This window comes from Variovorax sp. Varisp46, assembly GCF_059491885.1.
In genome coordinates this window covers 1527244-1546064 of sequence record NZ_CP168515.1, presented here as the reverse complement: position 1 = coordinate 1546064, position 18821 = coordinate 1527244, and the positions used below count along the sequence as shown (strand labels likewise).

Genomic DNA, 18821 nt, shown 5'->3' with positions numbered 1-18821 from the left:
CAACCCGACGGGAACCATCACTACCGAGAAAAAGAAGATGGTTGATGCGCTGTAGGAAAGTACGAATAACGCCCCCCTGAAGGGGACGTGCTTCGTCTCGTCCCACAGACTGGGACACAACCAGGTTGCTACACCATCGAAGCTGAAAGGAGTCCAAGGAAGATCGATGTCCGGCTTCATAGGGGGCTGGCAGGTACCTTTGAATTCTTGTCCTGGCCGGGCTTCTTCTCGACTGCCGGCGCAAGACCGCACCGCGCCAAGAACTGGTTCATGGCGCGGCGCGCTCTCACCACTTCATGCGCAGCCCGAGCGAGCCTTGCAGGGAAGTCTTCACATCCGTCGCGCCACCCGAGGCCCACAGCTTGCCGACTTCGCCGTAGATGCTGGTCGTCTGATTCAGCGCCAGGGTGAGGCCACCGGCCAGCTCGCTGACGGTGGAACCGGTGCGGCCCGTGACGTCGGTCGCGGCGGCGGGTCCGACGAAGCGGACCACGTCGGCACCACTGCTCGCCTTGTAGAGGTTGAAGCGGCCGTACGGTTGCAGCGTGCCGAGCGTCGTGGCCATCTCGCCCTTCAGGCGCACGCCGACGCGTGCAATCCAGCCGTCGTCACTGTCCTGCCGCACGTTCGCACCGGAGATCGCGATGTTGTCCAGGCCAAGGTGCTGGTGGATCAGCTGGAGCTGCGGCTCGATCTTCCAGCCGCTCTCGCCTAGCGCGAAGGCCTGGCCCACTTCGATGGACGCCATCAGGCTGTCGCCCTTGCCCGCGCCGCGCGAGGTCGACAACGGCTCGATGGTGTAGCGGTGCCGCCCAGCCTGCAGCACGGCATCGGCATAGAAACCCGAATCGGCGGTCCAGGTGCCGTAGGCGCCCAGGTACTGGCTGCGCAGGTCGTTGGAACCGACGGCCAGGTTGGCGATGCCGCTGGCGAAGCCGTTGACCCTGACGCGGCCGTCGAGTTGGCCGACGTACACACCGGCACGCCAGTTCGAGGTGGCGAAGAGGTCGGTGCCGGCCTGGAAGCCCTTGACGTTGCCCTTGCTGTGCGGGCTGACGGTGCCCTGCTGGCGGATGTCGATGTCCGTGGCGATCACACGGCCCCAGGCACGGCGCTCGGTGCCGGTCGATGCGGGGCCGCCGGCCTTGACGTCGTCGTCGCCGATGCGCTGGTGCAGGTTGCCGATCATGGCCAGGTCCATCTGGCGCACCTGGCTGGGCAACGCGGACAGCAGCGGGACTTCGGCGCGATAGGTTGGCACTTGCACGGTGATCGGGCCTGTAGTGCCGGTACCGCCTGTGCTGCCGGTCGAGCCGTCCGCGCCTGTCGCTGGCGTTCCCGTCGATACCGTCGCCGTGGTGGTCGAGCGCAGGTACCAGTTCTCGCCGGCACCGCTCGCGTCGGCGGCATGCAAGCGGTACTCGTAGGCGCCCGCATCGACGTGCCCGCCTGCGAGAGAGAAGGCGTCCTTCGTGGTCTGCGCGGTGGTGGTGGCACCGTTGCGCGCCGAGATCACCTCGATGCCGTTGCCCGTGGTCAGCGCGCCCAGGCCACCAAGTTGCGTGATCTGCACGCTGGTGCGGCCGCTGGCCGAGGCGCTCGCGCCGTCCAGCACCAGCCGGTCGCTCACGCTGCTGCTGTCGCCCAGGAAAGTGCCCAGCCGCAGCACGCCGTTGTTGCCGGCATAGGCGCCGGTGACGGTGAGCGTGGTGCCCGGTGCGGTGCCCACCAGCGAGACGGTGCCGCTGTTGGCGAGCGAGGCCACCGTCTGGCTGAAGCCCGCGAGGTCGAGCGTGGCACCGCTTTCCACCGTGTGTGCCGAGGCCGCACTGAAGGTGCCGCTCGCGCCTGCCCTCAGGGTGCCTTCGGCCACGTCGGTCGCGCCGGTATAGCTGTTGGCGCCCGAGAGCGTGAGGGTGCCGCTGCCCAGCTTGGTGATGAAGCCGCTGCCGCTGATGTTGCCGCTGAGCGCTGCGCTGAAGCTGCCGGTGTCGATGACCGGGTCTTCACTGCCGGTCAGCACGATGGCGTTGGCGAGGTTCAGGCCGTCGGCGGCGAAGCCGAGCGTGGTGCCGTTGTCCATTGCCAGCGCGCCGGTGCCCAGCGCCAGGCTGTTGCCGACGTTCAATCGGCCCTGCTTGAGCGCGGTGCCCCCGCTGTAGCTGTTGGCTGCGGTCAGCGTCGTGGCGCCGGCGCCCTCTTTCACGAGCGAGCCGGTGCCGCTGATCGTGCCCGACAGCGTGAGCGCGTTCGAGCGGTTGATGGCCAGCGTCGCGTTGTTCAGGATGTTGCCCACGATGCTGCCCGTGGTGCCGCCGTTGCCGAGCTGCAGCGTTCCCGCGGAAACAGTGGTGAGGCCCGTGAAGGTCTGGTCCCCGATCAGCGTGAGCGTGCCCGTGCCGGTCTTCTCGATGCCGCCCGTGCCGCTCAACAGGCCGCTGTAGGTTGCGTTGTCGGGCTGGGCAAAGCGCACGAGTCCGTTGTCGGTGATCGTCGCCGGCGCGAACTGCGCGCTGCTCTGCAGCACGCCGCCCGAGCCCACGGTCATGCTGCCTGCATAGGCGCTGTTGTCGGCGCCAAGGATCAGCGTTCCGCCCAGGACCGTGGTGCTCGTGATGCCCGCTGGTGCCAGCGCGACATTGAATTTCCAGGTGCCGCTGTTGTTGACCAGCGTTTCGAATCCGGTGAGAGACCGCGGCGCGAAAGTGTCGCTCGCGCCGTTGTCGCTGTTGAGCGTGAGCAGGTCGGCGCCCGCGCCACCGCTGATGTTGCCGGTGATCGTGGCTCCCGTGTACCAGCGCAGCACGTCGCTGCCGCCAGCGAAGGCGAGCGAGCCGACGAGGCTGCCCTTGTTGGTGAAATCGACCGCCATCGTGCCGCTGGCGCCGATGACGGTCGTCGTGGTCGAGTTCGTGCCGGCGCCGGCCACGATGCTGCCGGTGTTCACGACGGTGTTGGAACCACTGTTCGCCTGGAACCAGATCGCGGTATGGGCAGAGCTGATCGCGCCGTTGTTGGTGATGATGTTTCCGCTGCCCAGGGGGTTGATGGCTTCGGAGTTGCCACCTGAGCCGCTGGCGGCGACGGAGCCCCCTGCATCGATGGTGATCGTGCTGTTGTTGTTGACCTCGATCGTGTTCGCACCGATGCCCGGGTAAGGCGACGCGCCGCCACTGGCGGCATTGTTCTGAACGATCCCGCCGTTCTGGATCACGATGGCTGCCTGGTCGCCGACGCTGATGCCCGAGCTGTTGCCTGTATCGACCGTCGCGCCCGACGTGACCGTGACCGAGACGCCCGGCGTGGTGGCCGCGCCCGTACCTACCGTCGTGCCCTGGTTTCCCGTGCAATTGACTGCATTGGCATTCGTGTCCGTCGTACATGCGGCGGAGGCGGGCAAGGAAGCAGCCGCCAGCAAAGTGGCGGCTAGCAGGGCCACGCCCTGCGTGGCTGAGGTAGATCTTGCGTGGCCACGTCCCAATTCGGAAGCGACGGTCCAAAGGGCGAGTGCGTCGTTCCAGATGACGCGAAAAATCCGGTTCATAACCTGTCTGTCCTGGCAATGCGCTCCGCAAGAACTGCGAGCGCGGGCGCCGGTGTTTCCGGTGCTCCATGCCTCCCTGTGCGAGCCGCGGACTCTAAATACAAACAATCGTAATTGGAGCTTTCGCCTCAGCCCGAATTATGCATTCCTCGTACAAACGCCAATTTATTCACGTTCGTTTTTATTGCATCCTGAATCGATCTCAAGATTGCATTGAAATATGAGAGACTGAATTTCATTTATCGTGTCAATTGGAAACAACGGGGTCCGGAGGGGCTGCCTTTTCGCTCCGCAAATAGCCCTTCGGCCAAATTGATGGATTTGATCAATCAACTGGTGCAGCCCTATAACCCCGCAAAACCGCCGATACGAGCGAGATTCTCATTTAACAAAGTTTGCTTCCATGACGATAGCCCACCGAGCCGACGCGATCGCAATAGTTGATGACGACCCCCGCGTGCGGCAATTGCTAGGCAGCTATCTTTCGCAAGAGGGATTCGAGGTATTCGAGGCCGAGAACGGTGCATCGCTCTCGTCGATCCTGCATCGCCGCGCGATTGACCTCATCGTGCTCGACCTGCTGCTGCCGGACGAGGACGGCTTTTCGATCTGCCAGCGGCTGCGAGCCAATGGCATCCGGGTTCCCATCATCATTCTCAGTGCGCAGGCGCAAGATACCGATCGAATTGCGGGATTGATGATGGGCGCGGACGACTATGTCCGCAAACCATTCAATCCCAGGGAAATACGAGCGCGTATCCAGGCAATTCTGCGGCGCAGCCCTCCGAGGGAGGAGCCGGGCGGTCCTTCGAGCAGAAACGAGGTGGTCCGGTTTGGTCCATTCGAATTCAACCTGGGCACCCGCACGCTTCGCAGGGACGGGCAAATCCTGGGCATCACAACCGTTCAGATCGCGATACTCAAGGTGCTGGTCCGCCATGCGGGGCAGCCGCTTTCGCGGGAAAAACTCGCTCAGGTAGCGCGTGGCCGCGAACTCGGCGCTTTCGAGCGCAGCCTGGATGTGCAAGTCTCCCGGCTTCGAAAGCTATTGCAGAACGGGCCGTCCTCTTACATCCTGACGGTGTGGGGCGTCGGGTATATGTTCGACCCCAGCGGCGAAGGCGGGGTTATTCGACCACCCGACCTGGACGCGAAGCTAGTTGGGCATCCAGCCATTGAGCACGTCGCCTGAACGCGCGGCACTGTGTTCGCGGGATCGAGAAGCAGTGCGGACATCGCGACGGTCTGGCCCCACCCCACCGGCAAACCACCGAAAGATGTTGGTCTGCTTTCCCCTTTCTTCGCCGAACCTGACGAAGAGAAAGCCCCGTTCTGCATTGCCCTGCGCGTCAACGGGAATGCCGGCAGCCCGAAGGGCAGTGACCTCTTCGCTGGCGTCCAGGTCGAATGGCAGTTTCAAGGTGATGGTCGCGCTGTGGATGGTCCGTCTCGGCATTGCTTCGCTTTCGCATGCTTGCAAGTGCCCGAGTTGACCTGAAAGGAGCCTCTCCAGGCATCCCGTATTTATAGGAGGTCCGCACGCGATTCGCGTGGGGCGGTCCTTGCTGGGCGGCCGGATCAGCCGGAGGCTTTCACGGCCTCGACCAAGAACCGCACAAAGGCTTTCCCGGCATCGGGCAGCGAGCGCCCCGCCATGGTCTCGATCTCGAGGTGGCGCTCGTTCATCTCGCGGTCCTTGAGCGGAATGGCGACCAGCGCCTTGCTCCGCAACAGCGTTCGCATCGACAGCGCGCCATAGAAAGCAACGCTGCCGCCGGCCGCCGCAAAGCTCAGCAGCGCACTCGCGTGGTTGCTGGACATGGCCTGCTCATAGCGCAAACCCTGCCGGATGCAGCTGGCGTCGAGCAGGCGCCTGATCGAGCTGTCTTCCTGCGGCAACCCCAGCGGGTACGCCACCACCTGGCGCAGCGACAACTGCCGCTGCATCGCCAGGGGGTGATCCCTCGCCATCACGGCCAGGATGGGGCTGGGGTGCCGCAGTTCGATCTCGATGCCGGGCTCGGGCACAGCGCTCAAGGTGATGCCCACGTCGGCTTCGCCGTCGCGCACGCGCCTGGAAATGTCGCCCAGCGAACAGACCTCGAGGTGAAAGCGGATGCCTTCGTGCTTTTGCCGGAACTGCGCGATCAGCGTCGGGATGAAGTCGAAGGCAAAACCCTCCGTGCTCGCCACGCGCACATGCCCGCTGCGCAGGCCGCGCAGGCCGGCGATGTCGTTGGTGACCCGCTCGATGTCCTGCTGCGCCCGCTTGGCGTGCGCGGCCAGCATCTCGCCGGCCGCGTTGGGCACCATGCCGCGCGCGTGGCGCTCGAACAGGAGCGTGTCGAGCTCGCGCTCCAGCCGTGCCACCTGCCGGCTGACCGCCGAGGGCGCGACGTTGAGCTTGAGCGCGGCGTCCTTCACGGAACCGGTCTTCACAACCTCTAGAAAGTACCGGACCGCGGTTTCCTGCAAGGCGCGAATTGCCATGGATTTCCCGGTTGGTGCGGCCACAAGCGGCCTGCGTCGATTGCCTAATCGGCAATCGACAATTCTAAACATTGCGCTTGTAGCAGCGCGCCGCCACTCCTAGGATGAACTCATCCCCCCTAGCTCCAGGAGTATCCCGATGAACCGTCTCCCGCTCATGGTCGGCACGGCGCTGCTGTCCTGCCTTGCTCTTGCACCGCTGGCCGCCCTCGCCGCGGACACGGGTTTCCCGTCGCGCCCCATCACGCTGGTGATTCCCTTCCCGCCCGGCGGCGCGACGGACGTCAACGGCCGGGTGATCGCACAGCGGCTCGGCAAGGAACTCGGCCAGCCCGTCGTCATCGAGAATCGCGCGGGCGCAGGCACGGTCGTCGGCGCAAGCTATGTGGCGAAAGCGGCCCCCGACGGCTACACGCTGCTGATCAGCTCGGGCTCCACATTCACCGTCAACCCGGCGATCCGCTCCAACCTGCCCTACGACCCCGTGAAGAGCTTCGAGCCGATCGGCATCGCGGGGCGCGTCGCGCTGATCCTGCTGGCCAACAGCGAGGTGCCGGTGCAGACGGTGAAGCAGTTCGTCGATTACGTGAAGGCCTCGCCGGGCAAATACTCGTACGGCTCCTTCGGCACCGGAACGACCGCCCAGTTCGCCGGCGAGACCATGCTGCATGCGACCGGCCTGAAAATGACGCACGTGCCCTACAAGGGCAGCGCCCCCGCAATGACCGACCTGATGGGCGGCCAGATCCCGTTCAGCATCGATACCGTGAGCGCGGCAATCCCCCAGCTCAAGAGCGGCAAGATCAAGGCCATTGCACTGACCACCGCGAAGCGTTCCGCGCTGCTGCCCGACGTGCCCACCTTCGCCGAGAGCGGCTACGCCGGCATCGACATGGACTCGTGGCTGATGGTGGCGGGGCCGAAGGGCCTGCCCGCCGACGTCAAGGCCAAGCTCGAGAAGGCGCTGGCCGTGACCATCGCCGACCCCGACACGCGCACCAAGCTGCTGGGCCAGGGCCTGGAGCCGACCTACAGCAACGCCGCCGCGGCGAGCGAGCTGATCACCCGTGAATTGCCCCTGATGCGCGCGGTTGCGGCGCGCGCCAACATCACTGCCGACTGATGAATCACATGAACACCGGCACGGAGCTCGTCGAGAAGTCCGCCGTCGAACTCCGCCGCCTCATCGGCAGCAAGGCGGTCTCGCCCGTCGAACTGCTGGAGGCGTGCATCGCGCGGATCGAGCGCGTGAACCCCTTCGTCAACGCGGTGACCGCCACCTGCTTCGAGCGCGCGCGCGCCGAGGCCAAGGCGGCGGAAAGCGCCGTCCTGCGCGGCGACACGCTCGGCCTGCTGCATGGCCTGCCGCTTGGCGTGAAAGACCTGGAGCCCACCGAGGGCCTGCTCACGACCTGGGGCTCGGCGATCTACCGCGACCACGTGCCGACGGAAGACATCGAGCTCGTGGCCCGGCTGCGCCGCGCGGGCGCCATCGTGGCGGGCAAGACCAACGTGCCCGAGATGGGCGCGGGCGCCAACTCGCGCAACGACGTGTGGGGTGCCACCGGCAACCCCTTCAACCCGAACCTGAATGCCGGCGGCTCGTCCGGCGGCTCGGCGGCCGCTCTGGCCTGCGACATGCTGCCCGTGTGCACGGGCTCCGACACCGGCGGCTCGCTGCGCATTCCCGCATCCAAGTGCGGCGTGGTGGGCTTCCGTCCCTCGCCGGGCGTCGTGCCGAGCGTGCGCAAGCCGCTGGGCTGGACGCCGATCTCGGTGGTCGGCCCGATGGGCCGCACGGTGGAAGACGCCTGCCTGCAGCTGGCGGCGTCCGCGGGCGCGAACGCCGGCGACCCGCTGAGCTATCCACTGGACCCGCAGTCATTTCTCGTGCCGGAGCGCGTCGACCTGGCCAACCTGCGCGTGGCGTGGACCGAGGACTTCGGCACCTGCGCGGTGGACGACGGCATCCGCGCCACCTTCCGCCGGAAGATCGAGGCCATGCGGCACCTGTTTCGCCGCTGCGACAAGGTCGAGTTCGACATGGGCGAAGCGCATCGCTGCTTCGACGTGCTGCGCGCCGAGGCCTTCGTGGCGGGCATGCAGGCAGCCTACGAGCGCGACCCGAACAGCCTGGGCCCCAACCCGCGCGCCAACTACGAGATGGGCGCACGCATGAGCCTGCTCGACAGCGCCTGGGCGCAGGCCGAGCAGACCCGGCTCCTGAAGCGCTTCCAGGCGACCTTCGCCGACTACGACCTGGTGCTGTCGCCGACCACGCCGGTCTCGCCCTTCCCGTGGACACAGCTGTACGCCGACACCATCAATGGCGAGACGCAGGCCAATTACTACCGCTGGCTCGCGCTGACCTACGTGGTCACGCTGACGACGCACCCGGCGATTTCGCTGCCCTGCGGCCTCGACCACGCAGGCATGCCGTTCGGGCTGCAGATCGTGGGCGGGTTCAGGGCCGACCACCAGGTGCTGGGTGCGGCGCATGCCATGGAGGCGGCGTTCTCCCCGGACGCGCAGCTGCGCCGTCCGCGCCCCGACCTGGCCTCGCTGCGCGCGGCCGTACCCGCGCTCACGTCGATCGTCAAGACGCCGCCGATCTTCGACAACCGCGCCGCGGGGTCCGCCGCTGTGTCGGTCGTCTGAGCGAAGGGGCCGCTCCCTGCACCCGCATCACGTAGCATCCGGCCATGAGCTACACCGTGAAACTGGTCGACTTTCCCGACGCCCCGGCCGACGTCATCGCCACCGCGGAGTCGCGCTTTCGCCGTGAACTCGACAAGCTGCTGGGCGACGGCGTCGAACCTGCGCTGAAGGCATTCGAGAACGCCAGCGAGTCCAGCGCCGACGAACTCACCAAGGACGAACTCGCACTGGCCGCCACCTGGGCCAAGGCCTACGAAGCCGCGAAGACCGCGGGCTTCCGTGCGCTGGGCGAAGCCGACGAGGCCTACTTCGAGATCCGCCTCGACTGACCTGCCGTCTTCTTTTGCAACGGCTCGGGAGCCGGCCTGCGGCTGCCACTGAACCCAGCAGACGAAACAGCCGCGCGGGAGGCGCCCGGCAGCTTCGCCACCCGCTCCGACAGAAAGTCCACCAGCACGCGCACCCGCAGCGGCAGTTGGCGACGCGGGGCATACAGCAGGTGCGCCTCCTGCGGCGGCCCGGTGTGCCGGCCCAGCACGCGCACCAGCCGGCCTTGCGCGAGCAGGTCGGCCACCATCCAGGTGGGCTGCAGCGAAATGCCTGCGCCGCCGAGCACGCTGTCGAGCAAAGCCACCGCGTTGTTCACACGGTAGCGGCTGCGCACCGGCACCGTGACGGAGCCTTCAGGGCCTTGCAGCAGCACGCCGTCGTCGCCTGACGCATAGCGCAGGTAGTCGTGCGCCAGCAGGTCCTGCGGCTTGCGCGGCCTGCCGCGCGCCGCGATGTAGCCGGGCGAGGCGACCAGCACGCGCGGCCACGTGCCCAGGTGGCGGGCAACGAGGTCGGGCGGCAAGGCGCCGCCGACGCGCAGCGACACGTCGATGCGCTCCTCCAGCGGATCGACGAAGCGGTCGTCGAGCACCAGCTCCAGTTCGATGTCCGGATACAGGCCCAGGAACTCCAGCGCCATCGCATTGAGATGCCGCTGCCCCATCGTCACCGGCGCGCTCATGCGCAGCAGGCCGCGCGGCTGCTGGATGCCTTCGCGTGCATCGGACACCGCGTCGCCGTAGTCCTCCAGCATGCGCCGTGCGCGCTCGTGAAATCGCTGCCCCTCCTCCGTCAGGCTCAGGCCGGCCGCCGTGCGCCGCAGCAGGCGCACCCCGAGCGAGCGCTCCAGTCCCGCGACCAGCTTGCTGACGGTCGGCTGCGTGGTGCCGAGCGCGCGGGCCGCGCCCGAGAGGCTGCCCAGCTCCACGCTGTGCACGAAGGCTTCGAGGGCGCGCAGGGTGTCCATGGTGTATTCGAATATGGAATGGTCTGCATGCCATTCTGCCGTCTACCCCTCCGGATACGCATGAAAGAAAGTCGAGTCCTGGCTTCACCGCTCATCGAAGGACTCTCATGACAACCCCGAAATTCGCATCGATCCTGCGCCACGGCACCCTCGCACTCACCCTGGCCGGCCTCGCTGCCGGCTCGGTGGCCGAACCGGCCGCCGCGCACTGGAGCCCCAGCTGGATGTCCAGCACGCAGCCGATCTGGAGCGGCGACTTCGTGCTGCCCACCGGCCTGCCGTTCCAGTTCAACCGGCAGACCGTGCGGCAGGTGGCGCGGCTGAGCATCGGTGGCTCGCGGCTGCGCGTGGCGATCAGCAACGAAGGCGGCACCACACCGCTGCACATCGGCGCGGCGCGCTTGGCGCGGCATGCCGAGGGCTCGGCGGTCGTCGAAGGCAGCGACCGGCCGCTGCGCTTCGGCGGGCAGACCGAAGTCACCATCCCGCCCGGCGCGCGGCTGGTCAGCGACCCGGTGGACATTGCCCTGCCTGCACTCGCCGAGGTGGCCGTGTCGCTCTACCTGCCGCAGCCCAGCCAGCCCGCGGGCTTTCATTTCGATGCACGCCAGACAGCCTACGTGGCCGACGGCGACCTGAGCGCGGCGCAGCGCCTGCCTGCCACGGCCACCGCGTGGAGCACCCGCGTCTACGTGAGCGGCCTCATGGTCGAGACGCAGCAGCCACCCATCACCGTCGTCACCCTCGGCGATTCGCTGACCGACGGCAACGGCTCCACGCCCGGCGCCAACACCCGCTGGCCCGACGCGCTGGCCGAGCGGCTGGCGGGCAGCAACGTCGCTGTGCTGAACGCCGGCATCTCCGGCGGCCGCCTGCTGAAGGACGGCATGGGCCGTGCCGGCCTGGAGCGCGCGGGCCGCGACGTGTTCAGCCAGCCCGGCGTGCGCGCCATGGTCGTGCTGCTGGGCACCAACGACATCGGCTGGCCCGGCGGCCCCTTCGCACCGGACGAGCCCGCGGTGAGCGCGCAAGCCGTCATCCAGGGCCTGCGGCAACTGGCCGAGATGGCCCATGCCCACAACGTGCGCATCATGGCCGGCACCATCGCGCCGACCGAGCGCGCGCTGGGAGGCACGCCGCTCGAAGGCCACTACTCGCCCGACAAGGACAAGGTGCGCCAGGCCGTGAACCGCTGGATTCGCGAGAGCAGGGTGTTCGACGCGGTAGTCGACTTCGATGCGCTGCTGCGCGACCCGGCCCGCCCCTCGCGGCTGAAGGCGGCAATGGACTCGGGCGACCACCTGCATCCGGGTGATGCCGGCTACAAGGCGATGGCGGCGGCCATCGACCTGGACGCCCTGCTCGGCGCACCCGTCCAGCCTTAGAGAGCAGCCTTCCTCAGGTCTTGCGAGCCCGGAAACATACTGTACACAAACACAGTATTTCCCTAGAATTCGTCGTCTCCGAGAACAACTTCAAGGCGACGACCATGACCACCGCCAATCCGCCTGCGCCCTCTGCGCAGGTTCTTTTTTTCTCCCGGCTGCATCCGTTGCAGGCCCGCTCCCGCTCTCGCACTGGCCGGATTTCGACCTGGCCCTTCAAGGTAGCCCGCGACAGGGACGACATTCGCGTCCAGGCGGCGCGCGTGATCCGCACGACGGCCGAGAATTGGTGGCCATCCGAATCCTGATGGAGGTGCGCAATGGCTGCTCGCAGACAGCTTCTCATCGGGCTTTTTCCCACCAGGGAAGTCCAGGTCGACATCGAGACTCACCGCAAGGACTGGTTGTGGCCCCGCGGCTGCTCCTTTCCGCCCCAGGAACGCCTGCACCTGACGCTTCAGTACCTCGACGACCAACAGGAAGACGCCGAGCAACGGCTGCGTGCCGCGCTCGCCGAAGTGTCGATGCAGCCGCTGGAGCTCACGCTCGACCGCTCATGCACCTGGTCGAACAATGTCTCGGTGATGCAGCTGTCCGAGCACGAAGGATTGCGACGCCTTCAGCGCGACATCACCCACGTGCTGCTGCGGGCCGGCTTTCCCCTTCTGGTTCACGTGTGGACACCGCACATCACGATCGCACGGCACTCGGAGCATGCCGCAGGGCCCACATTGCGGGCCCCGATCCGCTGGACGGCGACCGAATTCCGCCTGGTGCGCTCGCATTTCACGTCCCCGTTCCGCCACGAGCTGCTGGACTCCTATCCCCTGCACTGAACTGCGCAAGGAAACGGCTCAGATCAGCATGTCCTGCGCGTCGTCCTCGAAGCCCTCTACCGGCTGCGCCTTGGCCAGCGCAAGCCACACCGCAAACGGAATGCGATCGAACGCGCGATGCACGGCCGCGCGTGCCACCACGAGGCGATCGCCCTCGAGCACCATCACGCCGCACTCGGCCGGCACCTCCTCGGGCGTGGCGATGCAGCGGCCTTTCGCGTCGTTGCCCAGCACGTACCAGCACTCGCCGCCCAGGTCGAGGTAGGCCGCGCGCTTGTCGGGCTTGCGCAGGTCGCCCAGCAGGTCGGCGCGGCTCACCTTCACCTCGTGCACGATGGGGTGCGCATAGGCCTCGACGCTGGTATTGCGGATCGAGAACACATCGGGCCGCGCAACGCACCAGCGCGGCTTGCCGCCCTCTTCCAACGGCGGCAGGCGAGCCCGCAGGCCGAGGCCGCGCCACGCGACGCGGCCGCCGCGCGTCATCTCGCGCGCCACGCGCTCGACCAATGCCTCGTGCGGCGACAGCGCCGCGCGGTTGATGGTGAGCGTGGTGGCGATGCGCGCAATGCCGGCGTCGGTCACGCGCAGCGTCTCGTGGCCGTGCGGCGTGCGCACGCGCTCCAGATAACCGCCCGCCAGCAGTTCGACCTCGATGGCATCGCAGCAGGGCCACCCCGCGGATCGGTAGATCTCGCGCAGCCGCCGCGCATGCAGTTTTCCGAACGGCACCTCGCCGGTTCTCTGTATGGGCGGCGGAGGCTCCACCACGGGTGGCGGAAAACCGGGATCGGTGAACGGCGGCTCCGCGGGTGGCGGATCGCCCTCGGGCGGAAGTCCGGGCGGCGGTGGCGGCGGCACGGGTATGGGCACGTCGGGCGCGGGCGGCGGTGGGCCGATCGGCGTGTCGACGACGGAGTCAAGAGCGAGTGCGGACATGGGAGAAACAGGTTAGCGAAAAGTCGAGGGGTGCGCGAGGCATGGAACGATCGGTTGCATTCGACCTTGCCCGTCAATGGAAGTCGCGGCTGGTGTTGCTCTGCGCGAGCCGGCCCATGAGCGGCGTCAGGTCCTTGAAACCGGTGGCGATCAGGTGCTGCACCTTGCCGCCGCTGTCGTCGTCGCGCTGCCATGTGCCCTGCACCGCGAGCAGGTGCGACTTCAGCAGCGGCTCGCGCCAGGCTTCGATGACATGGCTCCAGACGATCACGTTGACGTTGCCGGTCTCGTCCTCCAGCGTGACGAAGATGGTGCCGTTGGCGGTTCCGGGCCGCTGGCGCCCCTTGACGATGCCGCAGGCGCGCACGGTCTGGCCGCTGGGCTGCGCGCGCAGTTGCTCCGCGCTCATGAGCTTCAAGCGCGCGAGGCGCGGGCGCAGCAGCGCGAGCGGATGGCGGCGCAGCGTGAGGCCGAGCGCCGCATAGTCGCCGACGATCTCCTCGCCCTCCGGCGCGGCCGGCAGCAGCAGCGCCTGCTCGTGGATCGGCACGCCCTTGAGCAGGGCCGGGGCGCGGCTCCCCATGCCACGGGTGGCGGTGGCGTCCCACACCTGCTGGCGCCGATGGCCCGAGAGCGACATCAGTGCATCGGCCGCGGCCAGCGCGGCCATGTCCTTGCCGTCGAGTTCAGCGCGCAGGGCAAGGTCTTCGGTGCTGGTGAAAGGCGCCTGCGCACGCGCCTCGAGCAGTCGCTTGGCGCCCTGCTCGCTGAGGCTCGAGATCCGTTTCAGGCCGAGCCGCACCGCGGGCTGGTTCTCGTTGCCCAGGCGATCAGCGTAGCGCGCATCGGTGCCCGTCGGCATGCGCGGCGCATCGAGCGCGCGGGCTTCGAGCGTGGTGTCCATCTCGCTCTTCGTGACGTCGACCGGACGCACTTCCACGCCATGGCGCCGCGCGTCCTGCACGAGCTGCGAGGGGCTGTAGAAGCCCATCGGCTGCGAATCGAGCAATGCCGCGAGGAAGCAGGCCGGCTCGTAGTTCTTGAGCCAGCTGCTGATCGTGACCAGCAGCGCGAAGCTGGCGGCGTGGCTTTCGGGGAAACCGTAGTCGCCGAAGCCCATGACCTGCTTGAAGATGGCTTCGGCGAAGCTGGCCTTGTAGCCGTTATCGACCATGCCATCCACGAGCTTGTCGTGAAACTTGCCCAGGCCGCCCTTGCGCTTCCACGCGGCCATGGCGCGGCGCAATTGATCGGCCTCGTCGGCAGTGAACTTGGCCGCGATCATCGCGATCTGCATCACCTGCTCCTGGAAGATCGGGATGCCCAGCGTGCGCTCCAGCGCGGGGCGAAGCTCTTCTTTCTCGTAGTGGATGGGCAGCTCGTTGCGCTTCCGCTCCCGCTGCTTGAGATACGGATGCACCATGCCGCCCTGTATCGGCCCCGGCCGCACGATGGCGACCTCGATCACGAGGTCTTCATAAGTGCGCGGCTTCAGGCGCGGCAGCATCGACATCTGCGCCCGGCTCTCGATCTGGAACACGCCGATGGTGTCGGCATCGCAGATCATGTCGAACACATTCTGGTCGTCGTTGGGGATGTGATGCATCTCGATCGCCGAGTTGCGCCAGCGGTTCATGTGGTCGAGTCCCCTGCGGATCGCGCTGAGCATGCCGAGCGCGAGCACGTCGACCTTGAGCATGCCCATGGCTTCGAGGTCGTCCTTCTCCCACTGGATGACGGAGCGGTCTTTCATCGAGGCCTTCTCGACCGGCACCAGCCGCGTGAGCTTCGTATGCGTGAGCACGAAGCCGCCCACGTGCTGGCTCAGGTGGCGGGGAAAGCCCTTGAGCCGCTGCGTCATCTCGATCCATTGCACCAGCTTGAGTTCGTCCTCCTCCACGCCCACGCGTGCGGCCGCCTGGCGCAGCTGCTCGCCGAGCACGGTGTCGTCGAACCAGTAGTGGTCTTTCGCGAACTCGTCGATCAGCCGCTCGTCGATGCCGATGGCCTTGCCCACATCGCGCAACGCGCTGCGCGAGCGGTAGCAGATGACGACGGCCGCGATGGCGGCGCGCTCGCGACCGTACTTCCTGTAGATGTACTGGATGACCTCTTCGCGCCGCTGGTGCTCGAAGTCGACGTCGATGTCGGGCGGCTCGCGGCGGTGGCGACTCAGGAAGCGCTCGAACAGCAGGTGGCCCTTCTCGGGGTTGATCGCGGTGATGCCCAGGCAATAGCAGACTGCGGAATTGGCCGACGACCCGCGCCCCTGGCAGAGGATGTGCTCCGAGCGCGCGAAGCGCACGATGTCTTCCACGGTGAGGAAGAACATCTCGTATTCGAGTTCGAGGATCAGGTCGAGCTCTTTCTGCACCTGCGCCCGCACCACGTCGGGAACGCCCTGGGGATAGCGGACCTGCGCGCCCTCCCACGTCTTTCGCACCAGCGTCTGCGCCGGTGTTTCATGGCTGCCCACGCTTTCCAGCGGGTACTTGTAGTTTTCGCGGATCACCTCGGGATCGAAGCTGCACCGACCGGCCACCACCAGCGTGTTCGCCAGCATCTGCGGCAGGTAGAGATCGGCCAGCCGCATGCGCGGGCGCAGGTGCCGTTCGGCATTCGGCTGCAGCGCAAAGCCGCATTCGGCCACGGTCCGGCCTTCGCGCACGGCCGTCAGCACGTCGTGCAGTGGCTTGCACGAACGCGCATGCATGTGCACGTCGCCGGCCGCCACCAGCGGCACGCCGGCCTCTTCGCCCGCCTGCATCAGCGTGACGAACCAGAGGTCGTCGTCGAGTTCGTTGAACAGCTCCACGGCCAGCCAGAGATTCGCGCCATACAGCGCCCTGGCGGCCGACAGGTCTTCGTGCAGCGTCGCCGTGTCCATCGCGCCGCCGGGGTTGCGCTGCGGTACGAAAAGAACCTGGCAGTCCCGCAGCGAGGCCACGTCGCTGCCTTCCCAGCTCACGCGGTACTCGCCCTTGGGCAGTTCGGTGTTGCGTGCGGCGGTGATGAACTCGCAGAGATTGCCCCAGCCTTCGGTGCCGTTCGCGATCACCACGAGCCTGAAGCGCTCGAACTGGAACTCGCTGCCGAACAGCAGGCGGAAACCGGGATTGCGCGGAATCGGCGGCTCATCGGGATGTTCGCGCTCGTACTCGTCCAGCTTCGCAGGCAGGTCGCGCAGGGCCACATGCGCGCGCACGATGCCCGCCACCGAGCATTCGTCGGTGATGGCCAAGGCCGTGTAGCCGAGCTGGTAGGCGCGCTCCACCATTTCCTCCGGCGTCGAGGCGCCGCGCTGGAAGCTGAAGTGGGTGAGGCAATGCAGCTCGGCGTAGTCGGGCAGCGTGAATGTGGGCTTCCCGCGCAGCGGCAAGGGCAGCGCATGCACCTTCGCCGAGTTGCGTCCACGCAGTTGCTTGCCGCTCAGGTCAGGCATAGAACCCCTGCAGGTACCAGCGCACCTCGCCGGACGAAAAACGGGCGGAGGGCCGCTCGCGGAAGATCCACACCAGGCCGGCTTCGGGGCTTTCGGCGACGTAGTAGTCGCGCATGGCAGGCTGGCCGCCGTCTTCCTTGTCGCCCCACCAGCCGGCCTCGACACGCTGCGGCCCGCTCAGCCTGCTCAGCGGGCCGCGGTAGCACGGGCGCTCGCCGTCCATCTCGAGCAGCAGCGGTTCGGGCAACAGCCACGGCGGATAGATGGCATCGGGCTGCGAGGCTGCGGCTTTTTCGTCCTTGCGGGCCTTGGCGGGCGCGTTCTCCTTCTGCAGCGCGGGGCGCCATGCCTGCTTGCGCTCGGGCCGGTGATCGGCCTGCGCCGCCGGCACCACCACCTGCTGCGCTCCGAGCCGCACGCTGAGCCGCTCGACCATCTCGTGCAGCCTGTCGCCCTTGCGGTTGTCCTCCGGCAGGAAGCTGGTGCTGGCGCCGGCCCACGGATCGGTTTCGAGCGTGCGCAGCCTGAGCCAGCTCGCGGGCGCGGCCAGCGTGGTGAGGGCGAGCTTTTCCGACAGCAGGCGGCGCAGGTGCGCCATGTCCTGCGTGGGCTCGGCCGTGCGCACGGTGACCTGCTGGTGCGGCGGCAGGTTCACGCCGTTGAAGCGCTTGAGGTCGAGCGTCCATTGCAGCTCGAGCGCGCGCGCACCGCGCTGGCGGGCGCGCAGCCAGATCTGCAGGGCCGACAGCAGCCGGTTGGCCGACCACATGAGTTCGGGCGCTGTCTCGGCCAGCGCAGGCAGCTCGAGCTTCTGCTCGAACACGTCGGGCAGCGTGAGCCAGGCATGGCTTTCGGGGCGCAGGCCCCAGGCGGCGTCGAGCGCTTCGCGCAAGCCGGTGCCGAAGCGCCGCGTGAGGCCGCCGCGCGGCAGTGCCGCCACATCGCCCCAGGTGCGGCAGCCCAGGCGCGCGAGCAGGTCGAGGTGGTCGCGCGCGGCGCTCAGGGTGTCGAGCGGCAGGCCGGCCGGAATGTCCTGGGGCCTGTTCTCATCGCGCTCGAACAGGCGCAGCCGCGCCAGCGCGATCAGGCTCGTGGCGCCCTGCGCGCCCAGCATGCGCACATCGGGCGCGGGGTTGGAGGCGACCAGCTGGCGCATCAGCTGCAGCCGCCCGCCCCACAGGCGCTCGCAGGCGGAGACTTCGAGCATCAGCGCCTCGTCCTGCCAGGCGACGTGCGGGGTGTACTGCAGCGCCCACCAGCCCAGCGATTCGGGCGTAGGCAGCGCGGGAACGTCGGGCGTGTCGGCGTCAGGCAACCACTGCAAGGCGATCCAGTGCATCCGGGCCTCCTCCTTTCCACGCGTCGATGCGCACCACGGTCGCCGAAGACGCTGCCGTCTCGCCGGCCGGCACCGTGCCCGACTGCTGCAACCGCAACTTGCGCCGCAGCCGGGCGGCGGCCAGCAGCGCGGCCATGCGTTCGTTGCGCGCCGGCAGCATCACCGGCGCGGCCAGCGGCGGGCCGCGGCGCTTGAGGATGTGCAGCTCGATCTGCGACGCATCCGATTCGCAGCGCCCGGCGCGGATGCGCAGCCGCGCCGGCGAGGCCGACAGCGCGGCCGATTCGGGCCGGCACACGAACAGCAGCACCTCGTGCTGCGCGGCCGCCAGCTGCAACCGCCGCAATTCGCCCACCCGCGCCTGCGGCAGCCAGGCCACGACGGCGGCGATGTCCGCGCAGCGCAGCGCCTGCTCGCAGGCCCACAGCCGCGCGGCCGGAGCCTCGCTCCTGACCCACATCAGCGCTTCCACCGGCAGCCCCTGCGGGCCGTCGCTCGCGGCGCAGGGTTCATAAGGCGCGCCGACCAGCACCACCGGCCCGCCGCGCGCCTGCACCGCCTGCGCCAGCGCGGGCAGCAGCAGCCGCCAGACATGGGCCTCGGGTGCGCCCTGCAGCAGTTCCGTCATCGCGCCCACCGGCCAGCCGCCGCCCGGCAGCTGCGCATCGAGCGCGGCGTGGCCGGTAGCGGCGACCTGCGCGTCGGCAAGGCCGAGTTCGTCGGCATGCCAGACGCCGCGGCCCGCGGCAGCGGAAAAGGAGTCGAGGAAAGGGAGGCCCATGGTGAAGACTGTTAACTGTATTTTTATACAGTACCCTCCAGGCCGCAACCAAAGACCCGATTTACCTCGCGGGGCCATCGCCTTAAGATGGAATCGATAACATTAAGTTA

15 protein-coding genes are annotated in these 18821 nt (G+C 67.7%); 7 read left to right on the top strand and 8 right to left on the bottom strand.

Annotated features, from left to right (window positions below; all coding sequences use genetic code 11):
- Positions 1-286 precede the first annotated feature (286 nt).
- Positions 287-3544, bottom strand: coding sequence for an autotransporter outer membrane beta-barrel domain-containing protein (locus ACEN9N_RS07310; RefSeq protein WP_495655760.1), 3258 nt, complete (start codon positions 3542-3544; stop codon positions 287-289).
- Between the two features lie 403 nt (positions 3545-3947).
- On the opposite strand from ACEN9N_RS07310, the gene ACEN9N_RS07305 reads away from it, so the two are divergent.
- Positions 3948-4736: a response regulator gene (locus ACEN9N_RS07305; protein WP_007834690.1), complete on the top strand. Its 789-nt coding sequence runs from the start codon at positions 3948-3950 to the stop codon at positions 4734-4736.
- Here the strand turns inward: ACEN9N_RS07305 and ACEN9N_RS07300 are convergent.
- Both ACEN9N_RS07300 and ACEN9N_RS07295 read right to left on the bottom strand, forming a co-directional pair.
- Positions 4701-4964 carry an RNA-binding protein gene (locus ACEN9N_RS07300; RefSeq protein WP_413312089.1) on the bottom strand — a complete coding sequence of 88 codons (264 nt, stop codon included), beginning with the start codon at positions 4962-4964 and terminating at the stop codon, positions 4701-4703. The two genes, ACEN9N_RS07305 and ACEN9N_RS07300, sit on opposite strands and share 36 nt — an antisense overlap.
- 158 nt (positions 4965-5122) lie before the next feature.
- Positions 5123-6034, bottom strand: coding sequence for a LysR family transcriptional regulator (locus ACEN9N_RS07295; protein ID WP_413312091.1), 912 nt, complete (start codon positions 6032-6034; stop codon positions 5123-5125).
- 139 nt (positions 6035-6173) lie between these two features.
- Between ACEN9N_RS07295 and ACEN9N_RS07290 the strand changes: the two genes are divergently transcribed.
- Genes ACEN9N_RS07290 through ACEN9N_RS07280 form a run of 3 tightly spaced genes read left to right on the top strand, consistent with a single transcriptional unit; the run spans position 6174 to position 9021 of the window.
- The gene (locus tag ACEN9N_RS07290) at positions 6174-7157 is read left to right on the top strand and encodes a Bug family tripartite tricarboxylate transporter substrate binding protein (protein WP_495655759.1); all 984 of its coding nucleotides are present in this window, start codon (positions 6174-6176) and stop codon (positions 7155-7157) included.
- 8 nt (positions 7158-7165) lie between these two features.
- Positions 7166-8692, top strand: coding sequence for an amidase (locus ACEN9N_RS07285; protein WP_495656358.1), 1527 nt, complete (start codon positions 7166-7168; stop codon positions 8690-8692).
- 44 nt (positions 8693-8736) lie between these two features.
- Positions 8737-9021, top strand: coding sequence for a hypothetical protein (locus ACEN9N_RS07280; RefSeq protein WP_007834682.1), 285 nt, complete (start codon positions 8737-8739; stop codon positions 9019-9021).
- Here the strand turns inward: ACEN9N_RS07280 and ACEN9N_RS07275 are convergent.
- Positions 8997-9989 (bottom strand): LysR family transcriptional regulator, encoded by a 993-nt coding sequence (locus ACEN9N_RS07275; RefSeq protein WP_495655758.1) that lies wholly within the window; start codon positions 9987-9989, stop codon positions 8997-8999. The two genes, ACEN9N_RS07280 and ACEN9N_RS07275, sit on opposite strands and share 25 nt — an antisense overlap.
- A 107-nt stretch (positions 9990-10096) precedes the next feature.
- Between ACEN9N_RS07275 and ACEN9N_RS07270 the strand changes: the two genes are divergently transcribed.
- From ACEN9N_RS07270 to thpR, 3 genes are all read left to right on the top strand, one after another.
- On the top strand, positions 10097-11374 hold the full coding sequence (locus ACEN9N_RS07270; RefSeq protein WP_495655757.1) for an SGNH/GDSL hydrolase family protein: 1278 nt from the start codon (positions 10097-10099) through the stop codon (positions 11372-11374).
- Positions 11375-11478: 104 nt separating this feature from the next.
- Positions 11479-11682, top strand: coding sequence for a hypothetical protein (locus ACEN9N_RS07265; RefSeq protein ID WP_056592037.1), 204 nt, complete (start codon positions 11479-11481; stop codon positions 11680-11682).
- Between the two features lie 12 nt (positions 11683-11694).
- Positions 11695-12210: an RNA 2',3'-cyclic phosphodiesterase gene (gene thpR, locus ACEN9N_RS07260; protein WP_007834677.1), complete on the top strand. Its 516-nt coding sequence runs from the start codon at positions 11695-11697 to the stop codon at positions 12208-12210.
- A gap of 18 nt (positions 12211-12228) precedes the next feature.
- Here thpR and ACEN9N_RS07255 read toward each other — a convergent pair whose 3' ends face one another.
- From ACEN9N_RS07255 to imuA, 4 genes are all read right to left on the bottom strand, one after another.
- On the bottom strand, positions 12229-13149 hold the full coding sequence (locus ACEN9N_RS07255) for a hypothetical protein (protein WP_413336151.1): 921 nt from the start codon (positions 13147-13149) through the stop codon (positions 12229-12231).
- A gap of 73 nt (positions 13150-13222) precedes the next feature.
- The gene (locus ACEN9N_RS07250; protein WP_495655756.1) at positions 13223-16591 is read right to left on the bottom strand and encodes an error-prone DNA polymerase; all 3369 of its coding nucleotides are present in this window, start codon (positions 16589-16591) and stop codon (positions 13223-13225) included.
- Positions 16584-17930, bottom strand: coding sequence for a Y-family DNA polymerase (locus tag ACEN9N_RS07245; protein WP_495655755.1), 1347 nt, complete (start codon positions 17928-17930; stop codon positions 16584-16586). The genes ACEN9N_RS07250 and ACEN9N_RS07245 overlap by 8 nt, the downstream gene beginning before the upstream one ends.
- Positions 17899-18711 carry a translesion DNA synthesis-associated protein ImuA gene (imuA, locus tag ACEN9N_RS07240; RefSeq protein WP_495655754.1) on the bottom strand — a complete coding sequence of 271 codons (813 nt, stop codon included), beginning with the start codon at positions 18709-18711 and terminating at the stop codon, positions 17899-17901. The genes ACEN9N_RS07245 and imuA overlap by 32 nt, the downstream gene beginning before the upstream one ends.
- Positions 18712-18821 lie beyond the last annotated feature (110 nt).

Excerpts from the sequence above, each read along its gene's own strand:
- ACEN9N_RS07310 (WP_495655760.1), bottom strand. The coding sequence starts at position 3,544 with ATGAACCGGATTTTTCGCGTCATCTGGAACGACGCACTCGCCCTTTGG.
- ACEN9N_RS07305 (WP_007834690.1), top strand. The coding sequence starts at position 3,948 with ATGACGATAGCCCACCGAGCCGACGCGATCGCAATAGTTGATGACGAC.
- ACEN9N_RS07295 (WP_413312091.1), bottom strand. The coding sequence starts at position 6,034 with ATGGCAATTCGCGCCTTGCAGGAAACCGCGGTCCGGTACTTTCTAGAG.
- ACEN9N_RS07290 (WP_495655759.1), top strand. The coding sequence starts at position 6,174 with ATGAACCGTCTCCCGCTCATGGTCGGCACGGCGCTGCTGTCCTGCCTT.
- ACEN9N_RS07285 (WP_495656358.1), top strand. The coding sequence starts at position 7,166 with ATGAACACCGGCACGGAGCTCGTCGAGAAGTCCGCCGTCGAACTCCGC.
- ACEN9N_RS07280 (WP_007834682.1), top strand. The coding sequence starts at position 8,737 with ATGAGCTACACCGTGAAACTGGTCGACTTTCCCGACGCCCCGGCCGAC.
- ACEN9N_RS07275 (WP_495655758.1), bottom strand. The coding sequence starts at position 9,989 with ATGGACACCCTGCGCGCCCTCGAAGCCTTCGTGCACAGCGTGGAGCTG.
- ACEN9N_RS07270 (WP_495655757.1), top strand. The coding sequence starts at position 10,097 with ATGACAACCCCGAAATTCGCATCGATCCTGCGCCACGGCACCCTCGCA.
- ACEN9N_RS07265 (WP_056592037.1), top strand. The coding sequence starts at position 11,479 with ATGACCACCGCCAATCCGCCTGCGCCCTCTGCGCAGGTTCTTTTTTTC.
- thpR (WP_007834677.1), top strand. The coding sequence starts at position 11,695 with ATGGCTGCTCGCAGACAGCTTCTCATCGGGCTTTTTCCCACCAGGGAA.
- ACEN9N_RS07255 (WP_413336151.1), bottom strand. The coding sequence starts at position 13,149 with ATGTCCGCACTCGCTCTTGACTCCGTCGTCGACACGCCGATCGGCCCA.
- ACEN9N_RS07250 (WP_495655756.1), bottom strand. The coding sequence starts at position 16,591 with ATGCCTGACCTGAGCGGCAAGCAACTGCGTGGACGCAACTCGGCGAAG.
- ACEN9N_RS07245 (WP_495655755.1), bottom strand. The coding sequence starts at position 17,930 with ATGCACTGGATCGCCTTGCAGTGGTTGCCTGACGCCGACACGCCCGAC.
- imuA (WP_495655754.1), bottom strand. The coding sequence starts at position 18,711 with ATGGGCCTCCCTTTCCTCGACTCCTTTTCCGCTGCCGCGGGCCGCGGC.